This window comes from Nioella sp., assembly GCF_964229645.1.
Lineage (GTDB): Bacteria > Pseudomonadota > Alphaproteobacteria > Rhodobacterales > Rhodobacteraceae > Nioella.
The window spans coordinates 22,426-40,675 of sequence record NZ_CAXREX010000072.1; the positions used below are offsets into that span (position 1 = coordinate 22,426).

Annotated in this window: 22 protein-coding genes and 2 riboswitches; of the genes, 6 read left to right on the forward strand and 16 right to left on the reverse strand. The window is 64.8% G+C overall.

Going from position 1 to position 18,250, the window contains the following annotated elements:
- Window positions 1–5: 5 nt before the first annotated feature.
- The 3 genes from ACEQXV_RS04825 to aroC all read right to left on the reverse strand — a co-directional run bounded on the left by ACEQXV_RS04825 (window position 6) and on the right by aroC (window position 2,728).
- Complete coding sequence (locus ACEQXV_RS04825) at window positions 6–713, reverse strand: Flp family type IVb pilin (protein ID WP_370252257.1); 708 nt, start codon at window positions 711–713, stop codon at window positions 6–8.
- A gap of 125 nt (window positions 714–838) precedes the next feature.
- Window positions 839–1,537, reverse strand: a complete 699-nt coding sequence (locus tag ACEQXV_RS04830) for a hypothetical protein (RefSeq protein WP_370252258.1) — start codon at window positions 1,535–1,537, stop codon at window positions 839–841.
- 93 nt (window positions 1,538–1,630) lie between these two features.
- Window positions 1,631–2,728: a chorismate synthase gene (aroC, locus tag ACEQXV_RS04835; protein WP_370252260.1), complete on the reverse strand. Its 1,098-nt coding sequence runs from the start codon at window positions 2,726–2,728 to the stop codon at window positions 1,631–1,633.
- Between the two features lie 388 nt (window positions 2,729–3,116).
- Window positions 3,117–3,217, forward strand: a riboswitch (TPP riboswitch).
- Between the two features lie 43 nt (window positions 3,218–3,260).
- Between aroC and thiB the strand changes: the two genes are divergently transcribed.
- From thiB to ACEQXV_RS04850, 3 genes are read left to right on the forward strand one after another with little or no spacing between them, the layout of a single operon-like run.
- Window positions 3,261–4,247: a thiamine ABC transporter substrate binding subunit gene (gene thiB, locus ACEQXV_RS04840; protein WP_370252261.1), complete on the forward strand. Its 987-nt coding sequence runs from the start codon at window positions 3,261–3,263 to the stop codon at window positions 4,245–4,247.
- Window positions 4,223–5,788: a thiamine/thiamine pyrophosphate ABC transporter permease ThiP gene (locus ACEQXV_RS04845; RefSeq protein WP_370268146.1), complete on the forward strand. Its 1,566-nt coding sequence runs from the start codon at window positions 4,223–4,225 to the stop codon at window positions 5,786–5,788. Before thiB ends, ACEQXV_RS04845 begins: the two co-directional genes overlap by 25 nt.
- Window positions 5,775–6,464: an ATP-binding cassette domain-containing protein gene (locus tag ACEQXV_RS04850; protein WP_370251775.1), complete on the forward strand. Its 690-nt coding sequence runs from the start codon at window positions 5,775–5,777 to the stop codon at window positions 6,462–6,464. Before ACEQXV_RS04845 ends, ACEQXV_RS04850 begins: the two co-directional genes overlap by 14 nt.
- Before the next feature lie 54 nt (window positions 6,465–6,518).
- On the opposite strand, the gene ACEQXV_RS04855 is transcribed toward ACEQXV_RS04850, so the two are convergent.
- The 7 genes from ACEQXV_RS04855 to ACEQXV_RS04885 form a co-directional block, all read right to left on the reverse strand.
- On the reverse strand, window positions 6,519–7,319 hold the full coding sequence (locus tag ACEQXV_RS04855; protein ID WP_370251776.1) for a cytochrome c1: 801 nt from the start codon (window positions 7,317–7,319) through the stop codon (window positions 6,519–6,521).
- Window positions 7,320–7,338: 19 nt separating this feature from the next.
- On the reverse strand, window positions 7,339–8,682 hold the full coding sequence (locus tag ACEQXV_RS04860; RefSeq protein ID WP_370268147.1) for a cytochrome bc complex cytochrome b subunit: 1,344 nt from the start codon (window positions 8,680–8,682) through the stop codon (window positions 7,339–7,341).
- An 11-nt stretch (window positions 8,683–8,693) separates the two neighbouring features.
- Window positions 8,694–9,272, reverse strand: a complete 579-nt coding sequence (gene petA, locus ACEQXV_RS04865; RefSeq protein ID WP_370252236.1) for a ubiquinol-cytochrome c reductase iron-sulfur subunit — start codon at window positions 9,270–9,272, stop codon at window positions 8,694–8,696.
- Window positions 9,273–9,488: 216 nt separating this feature from the next.
- The gene (locus ACEQXV_RS04870) at window positions 9,489–9,914 is read right to left on the reverse strand and encodes a GNAT family N-acetyltransferase (protein WP_370252231.1); all 426 of its coding nucleotides are present in this window, start codon (window positions 9,912–9,914) and stop codon (window positions 9,489–9,491) included.
- Window positions 9,911–10,513 (reverse strand): glutathione S-transferase, encoded by a 603-nt coding sequence (locus tag ACEQXV_RS04875; RefSeq protein ID WP_370252235.1) that lies wholly within the window; start codon window positions 10,511–10,513, stop codon window positions 9,911–9,913. Before ACEQXV_RS04875 ends, ACEQXV_RS04870 begins: the two co-directional genes overlap by 4 nt.
- Complete coding sequence (locus tag ACEQXV_RS04880; protein WP_370268149.1) at window positions 10,513–10,794, reverse strand: hypothetical protein; 282 nt, start codon at window positions 10,792–10,794, stop codon at window positions 10,513–10,515. The genes ACEQXV_RS04875 and ACEQXV_RS04880 overlap by 1 nt, the downstream gene beginning before the upstream one ends.
- A gap of 48 nt (window positions 10,795–10,842) precedes the next feature.
- On the reverse strand, window positions 10,843–11,469 hold the full coding sequence (locus tag ACEQXV_RS04885) for an FMN-binding negative transcriptional regulator (RefSeq protein ID WP_370252228.1): 627 nt from the start codon (window positions 11,467–11,469) through the stop codon (window positions 10,843–10,845).
- Window positions 11,470–11,537: 68 nt separating this feature from the next.
- Window positions 11,538–11,690: riboswitch (FMN riboswitch) on the forward strand.
- An 80-nt stretch (window positions 11,691–11,770) separates the two neighbouring features.
- Between ACEQXV_RS04885 and ACEQXV_RS04890 the strand changes: the two genes are divergently transcribed.
- Window positions 11,771–12,217, forward strand: a complete 447-nt coding sequence (locus ACEQXV_RS04890; protein WP_370268150.1) for a 6,7-dimethyl-8-ribityllumazine synthase — start codon at window positions 11,771–11,773, stop codon at window positions 12,215–12,217.
- A 96-nt stretch (window positions 12,218–12,313) separates the two neighbouring features.
- Window positions 12,314–13,219, forward strand: a complete 906-nt coding sequence (locus ACEQXV_RS04895; protein ID WP_370268151.1) for a DMT family transporter — start codon at window positions 12,314–12,316, stop codon at window positions 13,217–13,219.
- A 6-nt stretch (window positions 13,220–13,225) separates the two neighbouring features.
- Here ACEQXV_RS04895 and ACEQXV_RS04900 read toward each other — a convergent pair whose 3' ends face one another.
- The 4 genes from ACEQXV_RS04900 to ACEQXV_RS04915 form a co-directional block, all read right to left on the reverse strand.
- The gene (locus ACEQXV_RS04900; protein ID WP_370252224.1) at window positions 13,226–13,648 is read right to left on the reverse strand and encodes a hypothetical protein; all 423 of its coding nucleotides are present in this window, start codon (window positions 13,646–13,648) and stop codon (window positions 13,226–13,228) included.
- Entirely contained in the window at window positions 13,648–14,013 is a 366-nt protein-coding gene (locus tag ACEQXV_RS04905; RefSeq protein ID WP_370252222.1) for a hypothetical protein, read from the reverse strand. The genes ACEQXV_RS04900 and ACEQXV_RS04905 overlap by 1 nt, the downstream gene beginning before the upstream one ends.
- Window positions 13,986–14,357 carry a hypothetical protein gene (locus ACEQXV_RS04910; RefSeq protein ID WP_370252220.1) on the reverse strand — a complete coding sequence of 124 codons (372 nt, stop codon included), beginning with the start codon at window positions 14,355–14,357 and terminating at the stop codon, window positions 13,986–13,988. The genes ACEQXV_RS04905 and ACEQXV_RS04910 overlap by 28 nt, the downstream gene beginning before the upstream one ends.
- A gap of 72 nt (window positions 14,358–14,429) precedes the next feature.
- Window positions 14,430–15,368 carry a dimethylarginine dimethylaminohydrolase family protein gene (locus ACEQXV_RS04915; RefSeq protein ID WP_370268152.1) on the reverse strand — a complete coding sequence of 313 codons (939 nt, stop codon included), beginning with the start codon at window positions 15,366–15,368 and terminating at the stop codon, window positions 14,430–14,432.
- A 217-nt stretch (window positions 15,369–15,585) separates the two neighbouring features.
- Between ACEQXV_RS04915 and ACEQXV_RS04920 the strand changes: the two genes are divergently transcribed.
- Window positions 15,586–16,134: a CDP-alcohol phosphatidyltransferase family protein gene (locus tag ACEQXV_RS04920; protein ID WP_370252216.1), complete on the forward strand. Its 549-nt coding sequence runs from the start codon at window positions 15,586–15,588 to the stop codon at window positions 16,132–16,134.
- Between the two features lie 9 nt (window positions 16,135–16,143).
- Here the strand turns inward: ACEQXV_RS04920 and mtaB are convergent, their stop codons facing one another.
- Together mtaB and dapF are read right to left on the reverse strand one after the other, a co-directional pair.
- The gene (gene mtaB, locus ACEQXV_RS04925) at window positions 16,144–17,406 is read right to left on the reverse strand and encodes a tRNA (N(6)-L-threonylcarbamoyladenosine(37)-C(2))-methylthiotransferase MtaB (RefSeq protein ID WP_370268154.1); all 1,263 of its coding nucleotides are present in this window, start codon (window positions 17,404–17,406) and stop codon (window positions 16,144–16,146) included.
- Window positions 17,406–18,239 carry a diaminopimelate epimerase gene (gene dapF / locus ACEQXV_RS04930; protein ID WP_370252234.1) on the reverse strand — a complete coding sequence of 278 codons (834 nt, stop codon included), beginning with the start codon at window positions 18,237–18,239 and terminating at the stop codon, window positions 17,406–17,408. The genes mtaB and dapF overlap by 1 nt, the downstream gene beginning before the upstream one ends.
- Window positions 18,240–18,250 lie beyond the last annotated feature (11 nt).

Below are 18,250 nucleotides of genomic sequence, written 5' to 3' on the forward strand. Positions count from 1 at the left end.
CGCGCTCAGACGTCAGAGGGGCTGTTGGTCGACGTCACCGCGACGTTGTCCACGCCCCAGCTTTCGTCGGCGACCCCCTGGTTCAGGGTCGAGCCGAAGCCCACGCTAATCGACCGGCCCGGGTCGGCCACTTCGACCCGCACGTCGAAGCTCTGGTCGACCCACTCGTCGTTATAACCGAAGTGCTCGCGCGCGCCGCTCGGCTCGATCGTGACCGTGTAGTTGCCGTCGGTGGTGGTCCAGCCGCCCGTGACGCCATCGGTCTGCCAGTTGAACTGGGTGGCGCTGATCGGCTCGCCGTCGATGAACATCACGAATTGTTCGTCATCCCAGCTGTCGATCGCATGCAGGTCGAAATCGACCACTGCGTAATCGTAGCCGCCCAGAAGATCATAGGTCCGGGTCACAACCTCGGCCCCGTCGCTGCCGCCATAGGGGCCCAGGATGCCGCCAAAGAAGCCATCGGACGAATCCGTGTGCCCGCCGACCCAGTACCCTGCACCGTTCTCGAAATCGTCGAAATAGCGTTCCCGCGCGAAGCTGGTGTTCACGATGTTGCCGGTCAGCGCGGTGTTGATATCGCCCGCCAGGTTCTCGACCCCCATCGAGGTGGTGTTGAGCACCGCGATTCCCACGCCGACCACGCCTGCCGACATCACGACATAGTCTGTCGTGACGGCACCCGATTCCGACCGAAGGAAGTCTCTCAGCATGTGCCGAATCCCGAACATCCAATGCCCCGCGCTCGTGCGTAACAGGGGAGGAAGGAAAAATTTGGGACAAATTGGGCCGACGCGCCCCACGGGCGCCGCAATTCGGTCACGCTGAGGGTCCCGCGTCAGGCGCGGGGCAGACTGCCGGTCAGCAACTCGAAATCGTCGATGGCCCAGGATTCGTTCTCGACCCCTTCATCCAGGGTGGACCCAAAGCCGATAGCGATGCGCGGGGCGGGGTTCGTCACCCGCAGTGTCACGCGAAAGGTCTGGTCGGAATAATCGGGGTGAAAGCCGATCGGGCTCCTGCGTGAAACGGCTTCGATCGACAGGTCGATGCTCGGGTCCCCATTGGCCGACTCCCTCACCGGCCCGTTCGTGCCTTCGTCGAAGTGGAACGAGGCCACCGGAACATCATCGAGAAAGATCAGGAAAGACTCGCTCTCCCAGCTGTCGATCGAATGCAGATCGAACTGGAACTCCGCGTAATCGTAGCCGGTTGGCAGAAGGAAGCTTCGACGAACGGCCTGCTGCCCGGCGCTGCCGCCGAAGCGGCCCAGAACCGAGCCATAATACGGATCGGACCGGTCGGTTGTCCCGCCGTCCCATCCGCGCCCGCCGTCGTCGAAGCCTTCCAACCAGACAACCTGGGAAAGACCGGCTGGGGCAGATGCCGCCGGGCCCGTATCAATGCTACCGGACCCCTGGCTTGAAAATGCGGTCGCAACAACCAACGCACCGGTTCCCATGAGTCCCATGAAAAACGTTGTGCCGTCGATCGAGCTTGCCCCGCTCTCGTTACTCAAAAATCGCTTAATCAGCATTCTGCCTCCAACCGCCTCTCTGCAGCGCGGTCAGAACACCCGTCAAATCGGGCAGGAACGGGGCGAAGGATGGGCTGCAAACACGTGTTTGCATCACCCAATTTCGGTTATTTTCCCGATTTGGCCCCGGTGCAGCAGGATATGGTCCAGCAAGACGCAGGCCACCATTGCCTCGGCAACGGGCACGGCACGGATGCCGACGCAGGGGTCGTGACGGCCCTTGGTGATGATCTCGGTTTCCTCACCCGACCTCGTGATTGTCTTGCGCGTGGTCAGGATCGACGAGGTCGGCTTGACGGAAAACCGCAGCACCACGTCCTGCCCGGTGGAAATTCCGCCAAGGATTCCGCCCGCGTGGTTAGAACTGTAGTCCGGCCCGTTCGGGCCCATGCGGATCTCGTCGGCATTCTCGCTGCCCGTCAGGCAGGCGGCGTTCATGCCCTCGCCGATTTCGACGCCCTTCACGGCATTGATCGACATCATCGCCGCGGCAAGGTCGGTATCGAGCTTGCCATAGATCGGGGCCCCCAGCCCCACGGGCACGCCCCGGGCCGTTACCTCGATGATCGCGCCCACGCTGTCGCCCGACTTGCGCAGGGCGTCGAGGTATTCGGCCCATTCGGCCGCGGCGTTGGCGTCCGGGGTCCAGAACGGGTTACGGGCAATCTCGTCCCAGTCGAACCGCGCCCGGTCGATCCCATGCGGCCCCATCTGCACCATGTAGCCGGTGATGCTCAGATCGGGTGCCAGTTGCTTCAGCGCCTCACGCGCAACACCCCCCGCGGCCACTCGCGCCGCCGTTTCCCGCGCGCTGGACCGGCCGCCGCCCCGATAGTCGCGGATGCCGTATTTCTGCCAATAGGTGATATCCGCATGGCCAGGCCGGAACTTCTCGGCGATATCGCCGTAATCCTTCGACCGCTGGTCGGTGTTGCGGATCATCAGCTGGATCGGCGTGCCGGTGCTGACGCCCTCGAACACGCCCGACAGGATTTCCACTTCGTCGGGTTCGCGCCGCTGCGTGGTGAACTTGTTCTGCCCCGGCTTGCGCTTGTCGAGCCAGACCTGCAACGCCTCTGCCGCGATCGGCACGCCCGGCGGGCAGCCATCCACCGTCGCGCCAAGCGCGGGCCCGTGGCTCTCGCCCCAGGTGGTAACGCGGAAGAGATGGCCAAAGCTGTTCATCGACATGGGGCGTGCTCCGTTTCCTCGCCCCCGGTTAGCGCGCCTACCCGGAAAATCCAAGGCTCATTCAGCCCGCCACCCGCCGCGCCACGGCCGCGCTGCCCCTTCTTCTTGGTCCCAATACTCCCGCCGGAGGCGTCAACCCGCCCTGCTGGCGACGGCCCTGAACGGATGGCGCGCCCTCTCCCCCTCCCGTGGCAACTGCGGCACGCCGAGGCCTCCCGGCGCAAGCCGGGCGGGTGAGGCGGGCCGCGCCCGGATCGACGCCGGCAGGCGGCGAAACCGCGTTTTGTCTGCACGGGGGGTGTACAGGGGGTGCACGGGGGGTGTACGCCCGGCACCCCCCTCGCTTTCACGCATTCCCTTGCCGCGGGCCCCGTTCTGCGCTACCTCGCATCGTACCTCGGGGTGGCCCAGAAGGCCTGAGATGCATCATGCGAACCCGTTGAACCTGAACCGGTTAGGACCGGCGGAGGGAAGGTTAAGCGGGCAGACCCCGCCACTTCTCCACCGCCCGTCGCGAAAAGGAGAAAGTGGAATGAAAACCCCCTTCATCGCCTCGGGATTTGCCCTTGTTGCTAGCGCTGCGCTGGCACAGGATTCCCAATTGATCGTCTATACTTACGACAGTTTCGTCTCCGACTGGGGCCCCGGCCCGGCGGTCGAGGCAGCGTTCGAGGAAACCTGTGGCTGCGACCTGCAATTCGTGGGGGCCGGCGACGGCGCGGCGCTCCTTGCGCGGCTCTTTCTCGAAGGCGCGCAGACCGGGGCCGACATCGTGTTGGGCCTTGATACGAACCTCATCGCCCAGGCCCGCGCGATGGACCTGATCGCCCCCCACGGCATCGACCCAGAGGGCCTCACCATGCCCATATCTTGGGACGATCCCCAGTTCCTCCCCTATGACTGGGGGTATTTCGCGTTTGTGCATGGCACCGATCTGGAAAACCCGCCCTCGAATTTCCGCGAACTGGCCGACAGCGACCTGCGCATCGTGATCCAGGATCCCCGGTCCTCCACCCCTGGCCTTGGCCTTCTGATGTGGGTGAAAGCCGCCTATGGCGACGAGGCTGGCGCGATCTGGGAAGGTCTTGCCGACAATATCGTTACCGTCACCCCCGGCTGGTCCGAGGCTTACGGGCTCTACCTGGAGGGCGAGGCCGACATGGTGCTTTCCTACACGACCTCGCCCGCCTACCACCTGATTGCGGAAGAGGATGACAGCCACACCGTCGCGGCTTTCGAGGAGGGTCACTACATGCAGGTGGAGGTTGCCGGGATCGTCAGCCTGACCAACGAGCGAGAGCTTGCACAAGAGTTCCTGGAATTCATGCTGAGCCCGGCCTTCCAGCAGATCATCCCGACGACCAACTGGATGTATCCCGCAGCCCTTCCCGCCGCGGACCTGCCTGCCGGGTTCGACACGCTGGTTGTGCCGGAAACGCCGCTCCTGCTGAGCGCCGAGGATGCCCAGGCCCTGCGTCAGGGGGCGCTGGACGAATGGCAAGCCGCGCTCAGCCAGTAAGCCCGGCCCAGTGGGCAGGCGCGGCAATTGCCGCGCTTGTCCTTCTGGCCATCCTGGGGCCGCTCGCTGCGGTCCTGGTCCGGGCCGAGTTCCTCACCGGACTCGGCCCTGCCGACATCGCCGCCATTCGGTTCACGATCTGGCAGGCAACCCTGTCGGCGCTCTTCAGCGTGCTGCTGGCCATCCCCGTTGCCCGCGCTCTGGTCCGCCGCAGATTTCCCGGGCGGGCGGCCCTGATTGCCCTCATGGGTGCGCCCTTCATCCTGCCGGTGATCGTCGCGGTCCTTGGACTGATCGCCATTTTCGGACGACGTGGGGTCTTGAACGAAGGGCTTGCCGCACTCGGCCTTCCGGGGCTGGAGATCTACGGTCTGCACGGGGTTGTCCTCGCCCATGTCTTCTTCAACCTGCCGCTCGCGGTGCGCCTGATCCTGCAAGGCTGGCTGGCGATCCCGGCGGAACGTTTCCGGCTGGCCGCAACGCTTGGCTTCGGTCCCCGCGACATAGCCCGCCACATGGAGTGGCCAATGCTGCGGCAGGTGCTGCCCGGCGCGCTGCTGGTCATCTTCCTGATCTGCACGACCTCGTTCGCCGTGGCCCTGATTCTCGGCGGGGGGCCGCGGGCCACGACGGTTGAACTCGCCATCTACCAGGCCTTCCGCTACCAGTTCGATCTTGGCCGGGCAGCGATGCTGGGGCTGGTGCAGGTGGCGATCTGCGTGGTGGCCGGGCTTCTGGTTCTGCGGGTGGCGGTGCCTGCGGCCATGGGGACGGGTCTCGACCGGCCATTGGAACGGTTCGAGCGGCAGAGCCTCGTGCAGAAAGCCGGTGACTGGCTGGCCATTTCGCTGGCCGCCCTGTTCCTGCTGCTGCCGCTTCTTGCGGTTCTCTTGCGCGGCATTGGCGGTGTGCTGGACCTGCCGGGATCGGTCTGGGTCGCGGCGCAGCGTTCGATCCTTCTGTCGCTGGCCACGGCAGCGCTTGCTGTGGCGCTGGCCCTGCCTATGGCGATGCTGATCGCGCGGGGCCGGGCACGGGGGCTGCTGGAAACCATCGGGGCGCTGTCCATTGCCGTGTCGCCGCTGGTGATCGGAACCGGGCTCTTCCTGATCCTGCGGCCTTACGTGAGCCCGGGCAGTTCCGCCTTGCCCGTCACCGGGCTGGTCAATGCTCTGGCGGCGCTGCCTTTCCTGCTGCGTGCGCTGGTGCCTGCAATCGAGGCAGCCGAGACCGGCTATGGCCCGCTTGCGCAATCCCTCGGGATGAGCGGGCACGAGCGATTGCGCCATGTTCTACTGCCACGCATCCGCAGGCCCCTGGGCTTCGGGGCAGGGCTGGCGGCGGCGATGTCGATGGGCGACCTTGGGGTGATCACCTTGTTCGCCGCTCCGCAGGAGGGCACGCTGCCGCTGGAAATGTTCCGCCTGATGGGGGCCTATCGCACCGATGATGCCGAGGCGGCTGCGCTCGTGCTGCTGGTGCTGAGCTTGATGCTGTTCTGGATTTTTGACCGAGGGGGGCGGGTGAATGCTGCGACTTGAAAACGTGGTGGCCGGGTTCGACGGCTTTACGCTGCGCGTGGACCTCTCGCTTGATGCAGGCGCGCGGCTTGCCGTGCTTGGCCCCTCCGGCGGGGGCAAGACGACGCTTCTGAGCCTTGTCGCGGGCTTTCTGTCGCCCGATGCGGGTCGGATCTGGATCAACGGGCAGGATATGACAAACCGTCCCGTTCAGGACCGCCCCCTGTCGATCCTGTTTCAGGAGGGCAATCTCTTTCCCCACCTGTCGGCCTTCGACAACGTGGCGCTTGGGCTGCGCACGAACCTGAAACTGAGCGAGGCCGATCAGTCCGACGTTTCCGCGGCGCTGGAGAAGGTGGGTCTTGGGGGGATGGGCGCGCGCATGCCCGGTGATCTGTCCGGAGGGCAACGGTCGCGCGTGGCGCTGGCGCGGATGCTGCTCAGGCGCAAACCGCTCGCCCTGCTGGACGAGCCCTTCGCGGCGCTCGATCCGGGATTGCGGCGGGAAATGCTGGCGCTGGTGGGAGAGCTGTGCGCGGCGGAGAGCCTGACACTGGTCATGGTCAGCCACGACCTGCGGGAGGCTGAAACGCTCTGCTCCGATCTGTGCCTGCTGGAAAAAGGTGCGGTGTCGCTTTCGGGACCGCTTGCGCCGATGCTGGCGGCCCCGCCCGGCGCGCTGAAGCCTTGGTTGTAATCAACAAAAAACGCGCCCCGAGGGGCGCGTTTTCCGTTTCAGTCGCGTGGGCGATCAGCCTTCTTTCGCAGCCCGCTTCACCGGCGCCCACAGGCGCTTGTTGGTGAGGTAAAGCAGCGTGGACAGGATGATCAGCAGGATGACGGCGGTGAAGCCCAAACGCTTGCGCGCCATCAGCTGCGGTTCTGCCGTCCACATCAGGAAGGCGGCCACGTCCTCGGCCATGTGGTGCACGTCGTTGGCGTGACCGTCGTTGAATTCCACCGCGCCGTCATAGAGCGGCGGAGCCATCGAGATCAGGCCACCGGGGAAGATGTCGTTCCCGTAGAGATAGGTGCCTGCCATTTCCTCGTCATGGCCGTTGTAGCCCGACAGCAGCGCAGCGATGTATTCCGGGCCACCCATGCCGAAGAGGAACTGGTTGATACCCAGGCCGTAGGGGCCGTGGAACCCGGCGCGGGCCTTGGCCATCAGGCTGAGGTCAGGTGCGCCGGCGGCATCGTTGGCCGGGAAGTTGTCGTTCGGCGTGGCCGGACGGTAGTCGCGCAGGTCTTCGTCCCAGACTTCGATGAAGTTCTGCTCGATGTAGGCACGGACCTGATCCGGCGGGATGCCGGGGCCGTCTTCATCGGACAGGGTCCGGATGGGAACGTAACGCAGACCGTGACAGGCGGCGCAGACCTCGGTGTAGACCTGAAGGCCGCGCTGCAACTGGTTCTGGTCGAAGGTGCCGAAGGGACCGTCGAAGGAGAAACGGATGTTCTCCACGTGACCGCCACCTTCGCCCGCGGCCAGCGCCGGGGTGCCTGCCAGAGCAACGGCGGTCAGTGCGGTGAGTGCAAGTTTCCTGAACATGCTATTCAGTCCTTTTCTTTTACTCGGCCGGGGTCGCGGCGCTGTCGCCGTTGGACCCGGACTTGCCGTAGTGCTCTTTGAAGTCTTCCTCGATGGTCGCGGGCTGCGGCAGCGGCTTCTCGAAGATGCCGAGCAGCGGCAGGATCACCAGGAAGTAGGCGAACCAGTAGGTCGACCCGATCAGCGAGATCGTCGAGTAGGGCGGCTCGGCGGGCATTGCGCCACACCACATCAGCACCATGAAATCGACGGCCAGCAGCCAGAACCACCACTTGAACATCGGGCGATAGCGACCGGAGCGGACCGACGAGGTGTCGAGCCACGGCACCAGTGCCATCACGGCGATCGCGCCGAACATGGCCAGCACGCCGAAGAACTTCGCGTCGACGATGCCACCGGTGATCCAGCTTGCGAACATCACGACCCACACATCGTTGGTGAAGGCGCGCAGGATCGCGTAGAAGGGCAGGAAGTACCATTCCGGAACGATGTGCGCGGGCGTCGCCAGGGCGTTGGCCTCGATGTAGTTGTCGGGGTGGCCCAGGTAGTTCGGCATGAAGCCGACCACGGCGAAGAACGCCACCAGCACGACGGCCAGTGCGAACACGTCCTTGATCACGAAGTAGGGCCAGAACGGCAGCGTGTCGGCGTCGGCTTCCTTGCGGGAAGAGCGGCGCACTTCAACACCCGTGGGGTTGTTGTTGCCGGTGTGGTGGAACGCCCAGATGTGGACGATCACCAGGCCTGCGATCACGAAGGGCAGCAGGTAGTGCAGCGACAGGAAGCGGTTCAGCGTGGCGTTGTCCACGGCGGGTCCGCCGAGCAGCCAGGTCTGGATTGCTTCGCCAATGAACGGGATCGCGCCAAAGAGGCCGGTGATCACGGTCGCGCCCCAGAAGGACATCTGGCCCCAGGGCAGAACGTAGCCCATGAACGCGGTGCCCATCATCAGCAGGTAGATCAGCATGCCGATGATCCAGGTCACTTCGCGCGGCGCCTTGTAGGAGCCGTAGTAGAGACCACGGAAGATGTGCAGGTAGACGGCCACGAAGAACAGCGACGCGCCGTTCATGTGGATGTAACGGATGGCCCAGCCACCGTTCACGTTGCGCATGATGTGTTCGATCGAGGCGAAGGCCAGGTCGACATGCGGGGTGTAGTGCATCACCAGGATGATGCCGGTGACGATCTGCATCGCCAGGCAGAACGCCAGCACGATGCCCCAGATCCACATCCAGTTGAGGTTCTTGGGCGTGGGGATCATCAGGGTGTCATAGATCAGGCCGACGACAGGCAGGCGGCGGTGAAGCCACTTCGCACCGTTAGACTTCGGCTCGTAATGGTCGTGGGGAATGCCGGACATCTCTCGCTCCCTTAACCCAGAAGGATGGTGGTTTCGTCCACGAACGAGGCGTCCGGGACAGGAAGGTTTTCGGGGGCGGGCCCGCGGCGGATACGGCCTGCGGTGTCGTAGTGCGACCCGTGGCAGGGGCAGAACCAGCCGCCAAAGTCGCCGGCGCCATCACCGAGCGGCACACAGCCGAGGTGGGTGCAGACGCCCCACATCACCAGCCATTCACCGGTGTTTTCACCGGAGAAATCGGCCAGGGTGCGGTTTTCATCGGCGGCCGAAGCGGTGGCGTCGATGTTGGGGTTACGGGCATTGCCGTCGACCAGATCGCCCAGGTCAACTGCGCGACCGGCTTCGATTTCCTCCGCCGTACGGCGGCGGATGAAGATCGGCTTGCCAAGGAACAGCACCGTCAGCTGCGAGCCGGGCTCGAGCGAGGACACGTCGACGCGCTGCGTCGATGCGGCCTGCACGTCCGCGGACGGGTTCATCTGGTTGACCAGCGGCCAGACGGCAGCACCGGCAGCCACTGCACCCATGCCACCGGTGGCATAGTACAGAAAGTCGCGGCGGGTGCTGGGATGATCTTCTGCGTGTGACACCGAAAGCGTCTCCCTCATCAGCGGCCCATGTCCCCGGGCCAGAAATCCTAGCGAGGCCGCGCACCTAGTCCGCAGCCATTGTCGCGCCTTCTACAAGCGCAAGGGGCGCGGCGTCCAGCGGACAAACGCGCGCACGATGCCCCAATTGTCGCATATCTGCATCAAGGGCAAGCGAAACGGGCGCTCTGCCTGTGAAATCCAAGCCCGAAGCCGCCGTCAGTCCAGGGCGAGTCGCATGGACCTGTGGGGGATTCCCGCGTCGTCGAATTCGGGGCCATGGGCGATGAAGCCCAGGGCTTCGTAGAATCCGAGCGCATGGGTCTGGGAATCGAGAATCACCGTGGTGAACCCTTCGTGGCGCGCGTGGTCCAGAACCGCCTGCATGATCTGTCGCCCAAGCCCCGTGCCGCGATAAGCGGGCATGACAGCGACGCGCTGCACCTTGGCGATGTACCCCTTGGGCAGGAGCCGCGCACAGCCTGCCGGGCCGTCTGCACTCGCAGCGAGGAAATGGGTGCAGGCGTCGTCGAGCCCATCCCATTCCTCGGCTTCGCTGACACCCTGTTCGCCCATGAAGACCGCCTTGCGTACGGCAAAGCAGGCGGCGCGGTCGGTGTCGCTGATGGCGATGCGGATCTTCACCCTTGCGGCACCGTTGCGCGCATCGAGTCCCGTTCGGCGAAACGCGCTTCCCACGCGGCCAGGGCATCGCGGCCCTTGCGCCATTGCTTGTGATCGTGGCGCAGGTCGAGATAGCCAAGTGCACATCCCACGGCGATCTGGCCCATGTCGAGCGGGCCGTGAAGGTGGCTCATCCAGCGGGTATCGAGTGCATCGAGTGCGCGGGCGATCTTTTCCCACTGGGCATCGAGCCACGGGTGATACCAAAGCTCTTCCGGGCGCAGCCGCTTTTCATACGTGATCGTCACCGCCGCATCCATGATCCCGTCGGCAGTGGCTTCCAGCGTCAGCGTTTCCCACAGATGGGCATCGGGGTAGAGCCCGGCCTTGGCACGGGCATCGAGAAAACGGGTGATGACCCGACTGTCATAGATCGCCGGCCCATCATCCCGGATCAGCGCGGGAATCTTGCCCACCGGGTTCGCGGCGGCAAGCTCGGCCGCCGTGGACACGGGGGTGGTCGCAACGTCCTGGATCGTTACGTCATCCTGACCGGTTTCCAGAAGCAGCACCCGCACCTTGCGGACGAAGGGCGAGGCGGGAGAAGACAGCAGCGTGATCATGCGAGTCGTTTCACTTTCAGTCGGGTGAGGGCGGTGGCGTCGATCTCGACCCCGCGGCCAGTGGAATTCAGTCGGAAGGTGCGCCGCCAGCGGAAGGTGGCATTGGCCTGACCGTCGGCGGTGCGCAGGGTGGCGCCCTCGGGCGTGTCGTCCATCAGGTCCTCGACCCGCTGGTCAAGCCGCCCGTGCGACGTGGCCCGCGCCAAGGCAAAGCCTGCCAGCGCAACGGCGCCATATTTCAACGCAAGCCCGGCCAGCGGGGGTAAGGGTAGCGGCATGGTTCGGGTCCTCCTCAATAGGAAGGTAGGGGCGCGCGGGGGCGCTGTCTATTCCCCGTCCTGCACACCCATCATCAGCGCGGCCAGAAGCGCGGTTTCCTGCCCGATCGGGGCGGCCTTCAGGTGGCCCGCTGCCGACTGGCGTGCGGAAGGGGTCTTGTTCTGGGCCAGTTTCCATGTGCCGTCGACCTCGGCCACCTCGAAGCGGAAGGGGCGGATCATCCGCATCAGGCGCGCCTGCACGTCTTCGGGTGTCTTGTCGAGCAGCCACGGTTTCTTGGGCAGAAGCCGGGTTTCGAAAAGCTCGGTCAGCGTTTCAAGCGAGGTGCGCAGGTCTTCATCCGGCAGGGGATGAAGGGTGCCACGCAGGTGCACGGCGACGTAGTTCCAGGTGGGCACCTGCGCCGGATCGCCATACCAGTCGGGCGAGATGTAGCCATCGGGGCCGGTCACGGCCAGCACGGCGGGCAGGGGGGCCGTCGCGGCGCGCGCGATCGGGTTGGAGCGCACCAGGTGAATCTCTGCCCGCGTGCCGTCTTCGAAAAGCGCGAAGGGAATATGAGAGATCAGTGGCGCGGGATCGCCATTCACGCTCAGCACGCCAAAGCCGCGGTCGCGGGCGAAGGCGATGTTCCGCTCGTGGCTTTCCTGTCGGTAGACGGGATTGGGGTGCATGGGGCGCTCTCCTGCCGTGATCTGTCGTTTGCGCAGCTTGCGCAGATGGGCGGCATTTGCAACAACCTGGGCGTTCTCAGGGCGGGGCGAAATTCCCCACCGGCGGTATGCGAGGCACTGACCCCGTGAGCCCGCGAGCGCCCCCGTGTTTTACGGGGGGTCCAGCAGACCCGGTGAGAGGCCGGGGCCGACGGTCATAGTCCGGATGAAAGAGAACGAGCAGGGGGCGCGCCCGGTCCGGGCGCGGCCCTGCCCGTGATCGCCTTGGGTGACGTGTCGCTTTTCGAAAGGAGATCACAAGATGACACACACCCGATATGCGTTCGTGAAAGCCAACTGGCATTCCGAAATCGTGGATCAGGCCCTAGCGGGCTTCACCCAGATCATTCCTGCCGAACAGGTCGATGTCTTCGACGTTCCCGGAGCCTTCGAGATGCCGCTTCTGGCGCGCGATCTTGCCGCCACGGGCCGTTATGGCGCGGTCGCCTGTGCGGCGCTTGTCGTTGATGGTGGCATCTACCGGCACGATTTCGTGGCGCAGGCCGTGGTCGACGGGCTGATGCGCGCGGGGATGGACACCGGGGTTCCGGTTCTGTCCGTGTCGCTGACCCCGCATCACTTCCAGGAAACCGCCCATCACATCGGGATCTTCAAGGCGCATTTCGTGCAGAAGGGCCGCGAGGCCGCCGAGGCTGCACTCGGCATCCTGCGCAGCCGCGCGGCGCTGACCGCGGGCAGAGCTGCCTGATACCGCTGGAGGATCGCGGCCCGTCGGGCCGCGTTCCTCCCTTGTGGACCCGGCGGGAACGGCCCATGGTGGCCGCGTCCCTCATGCGAGTCCCCCATGCTGAACGGCATTGCCCTGCGCCTTCTGTCGGTTGGCTTCTTTGCCGCCATGTCCGCTACCGTGCACGGGCTGTCCTACAGCGTGCCCGTCGGCCAGATCGTCTTCTGGCGCAGCTTCGTCGCGATCGTTCCCATCGTCATCTACATGGCCTGGATCGGGCGCTTCCCAAGCGGTTTCCTGACCAAGCGGCCGGGCGGTCACTTCCTGCGGGGGCTCTTCGGGGGCATCTCGATGGTTCTATCCTTCATCTCGCTGGCTTACCTGCCGGTGGCAAACGCCACCGCGCTGGCCTTCCTGGGACCCTTGGTGTCGCTGCCCTTCGCAGCGCTTCTGCTTGGTGAGGTTCTGACCCGCCGCATCGTGTGGGCGGCCTTTATCGGTTTCGGAGGCGTGCTGCTGATGCTGGCCAGCAACCTCGTTCGGCCCGATGCGGATTCCTCGCAGCTGATCGGGATCGCGGCAGGCCTTGGCTTTGCCGCAACGATGGGGCTGGTGCGCGTTCAGATCCGCAACCTGACCCGAACCGAAAGCGCGGTGACCATCGCCTTCTGGTTCTCGGTCGTCTGCTCTGGCATCGGGCTTCTGAGCCTGCCGCTTGGATGGGTGCCGATGCAGGGAGAGGTGCTGTGGTTCCTGGTTTTCGCAGGGCTACTTGGAGGGGTGGCCCAGATCCTCGCCACCGAGGCCGCCGCCCGCGTGCCCGTCTCGCAGCTGGCGCCCTTCGACTACACCGGCATGATCTGGGCGCTCGGCTTCGACGTGATCCTGTTCAGCCAGTTCCCCGACTGGATCAGCTTCATCGGTATGGGGGCCATTGTGATGGCCGGGATCATCACCGTGATCACACCAAAATCCGAACGCCCCGCCGCTGCGCCCCCGGCCCCCCGTCAGCCGTGGCACTAGGCCGGTTTATCGGCGTGTAGAGACCAGCCAATAGATCAGGCTGGCGATGAGCGCAGCGGCCACACCCGCATGCAGCAGCTCGGCTGCCAGCAGCGTCAGCAGAACCCCCGTGACAAGCGGCCCAAGCGCCGCGCCGAAATCGCGCCAGGCCTGCATGCGCGCCAATGGGCCGATGGCGTCATCGTCAACGGCAAGTCCCTGCGTGATCACCGCAGGCCCGAGCGACGCAAGTGCCCCTCGGAAGATCAGCATGACGAGCGCGCCCAGAACCGTGACGCCCACAGCCACGAAGACGAAGCCGGATGTCGTCAGAAATGCCGCAGCGACAAAGACCCTTCTTGCACCGAGGCGGTCCGCGATCCAGCCGAAGAGGGGCGCGGCGATGGCCTCGCCGAAATGGCGCATGGCCAGTAGGGCGCTGCCGCTCATCACCGCTTCGGACAGGGGGGCGTTTCTGGCGAAAATGAGCGTGATCGAAACGGCAAAACCCCGTCCACCCCGAACCCCTGCAGGAAATAGACCAGGTCGATGGGTTTGGGGCGGGCCAGCGCGGGCGGCTTGCTGCGCCGGGTTGCATCGCCCCGTGTCTTGGGCAGCTTGAACGCGATCAGCAGCGACACCGCCGTTGGGATGGCCAGCATGGCGAAGGTCATGTTCGGACCGAAAGCGCCCACCATCCACGCCCCACCGAACAGGGCAAGGATCGGGCCGATCCGCTGAATGGCCTGCCCCACACCCACGCGGGTGCCGATCTGGCTTCGGTATTCTACCGCGTAGGACAGGGTGGCGAGCACCAGGCCGCGTAGGTCAACCCCCACAGGACCCGTGCGAACAGGATAACGGCCGGTCCCTGCCCAAGCCCGTAAAGCGCCGTCGTTCCCGTCGCCGTAACCGCCGCGACCATGCACATGCGGCGCACGCCCACAGCTTGCGTCAGTTGTGCCAACATCCCATAGGCGAAGACCCGGACGAAGCGGTTTGCCGACAGCATCACACCGACCCAGGGCAGGGTCAGTCCGAAATCCTCTGCATAGGCGGGCAGCACCGCATAGAGCAGCGCATCGCCGAGCAGGGCGAGCGACATGATGGAGGACGATCCGATGATCGCCAGCCAACCGCTGTTCGTGTCCTCTGTCATCCGGGCATTTCTGGGTTCTTGGGGCCAATCAAGCAGCAGTGCACCTGTTGGCCGGTGAAGTCCATAAGGGCTTTAGCCCGGTTCGCGCCTGAGCGATTGCGCCATGCAATGGATGCCACCCCCCATCATGGTGAACATGTCCATTTCCGGGTCGTATACCGTGAACCCGTTGGCGCGCAGCCTGGCGATCAGGTCCTTGCTGGCCGCGGGGGCCAGAACGCGATCCCCGCCAAGGGACATCACGTTACAGCCGAGCGCCATCGTATCGCGGAACCCCACGGGGATGATCTCGATCTTGCGGGACTTGAGCCAGTCGGTGACGTGATCGGGGGTCGTCTCTAAACAGACGGCAGCGCATTTCGGGGCAATCATGCAGACCATCAGGTCGATATGCACATAGAACGGGTCGATATAGGCATAGTGCACCTCCCACCCTTCTTTCTCGACCCAGTTCCCGATCTGACGAGCCGAAATCTCTTCGCAGCGCAGGCCCGTGTAGCCGATCAGCACAGCACCCGGTTCGATGATATGGAAATCGCCGCCCTCGAAATTGCCTGCGCTGACCATGTCGTAGATCGGGATACCGGCCCCGAGATAAAAGCGCAGCGCCGCAGAATATTCCCCTCGCCTGCGCGGGTTGGCCATCTGGGTGATGACCGCGCCCCACGGCGTCATGAAGCTGGAATCACGGGCATAGACCCCGTATTTCAGATGCTCGTCGACGGGCAGGGTGTGGATGGTCACGCCTGCTTCCTCGTAGGCATCACACATTTCGCGATACTGCTTGACCGCTATCTGGTGATCCCACTTGCGCCCGGTGCGCGCGGTTTCGCGATAGATCGAGCTGAAGGCCACATTGTCCATATGCCCGAAGGTTTCCACGGGGCCGAGCAGAACGTCCTTCAGCAGCCCGTATTCTGAATCGATCCCCCAATCCGTCATGGGTGCCGTGCCACCGTTGGGGTTGCGGGCCTGTAGCGGTGGACGGGTCGGGCTGTGATCGTCGGGCATGGGGTCTCTCCGGAATGCGCTTTCGGGAACGATAGCGGGAGGAGTCCGCGAACGGCCAGAAAAAAGGACCTGCCGCTGCTCACCAAATCGCAGAGGCGGGGCCGACAGGGGGAAGAGCTGGCGGCTTGCCGTTGACCTGCGAAAGAGCTTTGCCCACTGTCCACCGGATGCAATCTGCGCCACGGGGGAAAAGGTGACGCCCTCGATCCCGAATTTGATGACACTCTACAGGCTGGCGGCCGCCCCCGCCGCGGCGGGGCTGGCGCTGGCCGGTTACCGGGACGCGTTCTTCGCCGTTATCGTGATCAGCCTGCTCAGCGATCTGCTGGATGGCCCGATCGCCCGCTGGCTGAAGCAGGAGTCGAGCGATGGTGCCTGGCTCGACACGATTGCGGACGGGGGCACGGTGCTGGCCGGTCTGCTGGGGGTCTACCTGTTCGAAGGCGACAGCATCAGGCCCGATATGGCCTGGCTTCTCGCCTTCCTCGCCAGCTATGCCGGGGCCGCCGGTCTGTCTCTGATAAAATTCGGGGGGCTTCCCGCCTTTCACCTCTATACGTCGAAACTGGCGGCGGTCGGGTCGGGCGTGTTCTTCGTCTGGCTCTTCGTGCTGGGATATTCGCAAGCGGTGTTCATCGCCGCGATCTGCCTCGGGATCGTTGCGAATGCGGAATCGATGCTGGTGAGCCTGCTGATCAGGAGCCTGCGCACGGATATCCATTCGGTGTTTCGACTGGTCCGGACGGAAGAGGATCGCGGGGCCTGACCCGGCGCCTCAGACCGTCAACCGGGTGCCGTCAACCCCGGCAATCAGTGCCTCAACGATCTGCCCTTCGCGCTGCGGATCGCGGAAAGTGACCTCGGTGAACTGTTCGGTCCGGCCCATGTGGGGGTTTTCGAGCAGCACCCGATGCATGCGCCCGACCTGCGCGGAAAGATGCGTGGCGACCTGCCGCTCCCCCGCCGCACGCAGCCGGGCGGCGCGGTCCTTGATCACCGCACCGTTGACCTGGTTCGGAATGCGGGCAGCGGGTGTGCCGTCGCGCTTGGAATAGGGGAAGACGTGCAACCATGTCAGGTCGCACTCTGTCACCAGCTTCAGCGAGTTTTCGAAATGGGCCTCGGTCTCGGTCGGGAAGCCTGCGATGATATCGGCCCCGAAGGTCATGTCGGGGCGCAGGCGCCGCGCTTCTTCGCAAAAGCGGATGGCGTCGTCGCGCAGGTGACGCCGGGCCATGCGCTTGAGGATCAGGTCATCCCCAGGCTGAAGCGACAGGTGCAGATGCGGCATCAGGCGCGGTTCCGTTGCGATGGCCTGCATCAGGTTGTCGTCGGCCTCGATGGAGTCGATGGAGGAAATTCGCAGGCGCGGCAGGTCCGGCACCAGTTTCAGGATGCGCATCACCAGATCGCCGAGCCTGGGTTGCGAGGGCAGGTCCGCCCCCCAACTGGTCAGGTCGACGCCGGTCAGAACCACCTCGTTGTATCCGCGATCCACCAGCCGCTTGATCTGATCCACCACGACGCCGGCAGGGACAGACCGGGAATTCCCGCGTCCGTAAGGAATAATGCAGAAGGTGCAGCGGTGATCGCATCCATTCTGAACCTGCACATAGGCGCGCGACCTTGTGCCGAACCCGTCGATCAGGTGGCCTGCCGTTTCGGTGACAGACATGATGTCGTCGACCATCACCTTCTCGGTCTGACCGATGAAGTCGCCCGCGATACCGGCCCAGGTTTCAGGCTTCATCTTCTCGGTGTTGCCGATCACGAGGTCGACCTCATCCATCGCACGGAAGGTTTCGGGTTCCGTCTGCGCGGCGCAGCCGGTGACGATGATTTTCGCTTCGGGATTGTCGCGGCGCAGCTTGCGAATTTCCTGGCGCGCTTTCCGCACGGCCTCGGCGGTCACGGCGCAGGTGTTCACGACCACGGCATTGTCCAGCCCGGCCTGGTCGCTGAGCGCTTTCATCGCTTCGGTTTCGTAGGCGTTAAGCCTGCAACCAAGCGTATGGAAAATGGGGGGCTTGGCGGGCATCAGAGCTTTGCCAGGACATCCGGCGTCAGCACGGCATCAAAGACATGGGCCGTGGGTCCGGTCATCCAGACTCCATCGTCGCGCCAGTCGATATGGATCGTGCCACCGTCAAGCTCGATGGTGACGCGCCGTCCAGTCAGGCCCCGTCGGGCAGCGGCAACGGCGGTGGCGCAGGAGGACGAGCCAGAGGCCAGCGTCACGCCCACGCCCCGTTCCCAGACCCGCATGCGCAGGTGATCCGGCCCGAGGACATGGGTGAACTGAACGTTGGTGCGCTCGGGGAATAGCGGGTGGTGTTCCATCCTGGCTCCAAGCGCCGCGAGGTCCACCGCCTCCGCATCTTCAACGAAGAAGGTGCAATGCGGATTGCCCATACCGGTTGCAGTCGGTGCACCCTCGATCGGCAGCGCAAGGGTATCCACCTCGCGCGCCAGCGGAATGTCCTGCCAGAGGAGTTGCGGTGCACCCATGTTGATCGAGGTCAGCCCGTTGCCCGCATCCACGGCATCAAGCAATCCGCGCTCGGTCCGGATCGCAAGCGTCGTCTTCCCGGTCCGGGTCATCTCGTGGCGCGCTACGCAGCGTGTGGCGTTGCCGCAGGCCCCTGCGGTCGATCCGTCCGCATTGTAGAAGACAAGCGCCAGATCGGCTTCCGCGTCGGCATGAATCACGGCCAGCTGATCGAATCCCACCCCGCGATGCCGATCCGCCAGCGCAGCCGCCAGCGGCGCAGTCATCGACACGTCGGTCGTCCGCGCGTCGATCACCACGAAATCATTGCCGAGCCCATGCATCTTCATGAAGGGCAGGCCGGTTTGGGCCGGGTTTTCCATCATGCGCGGGC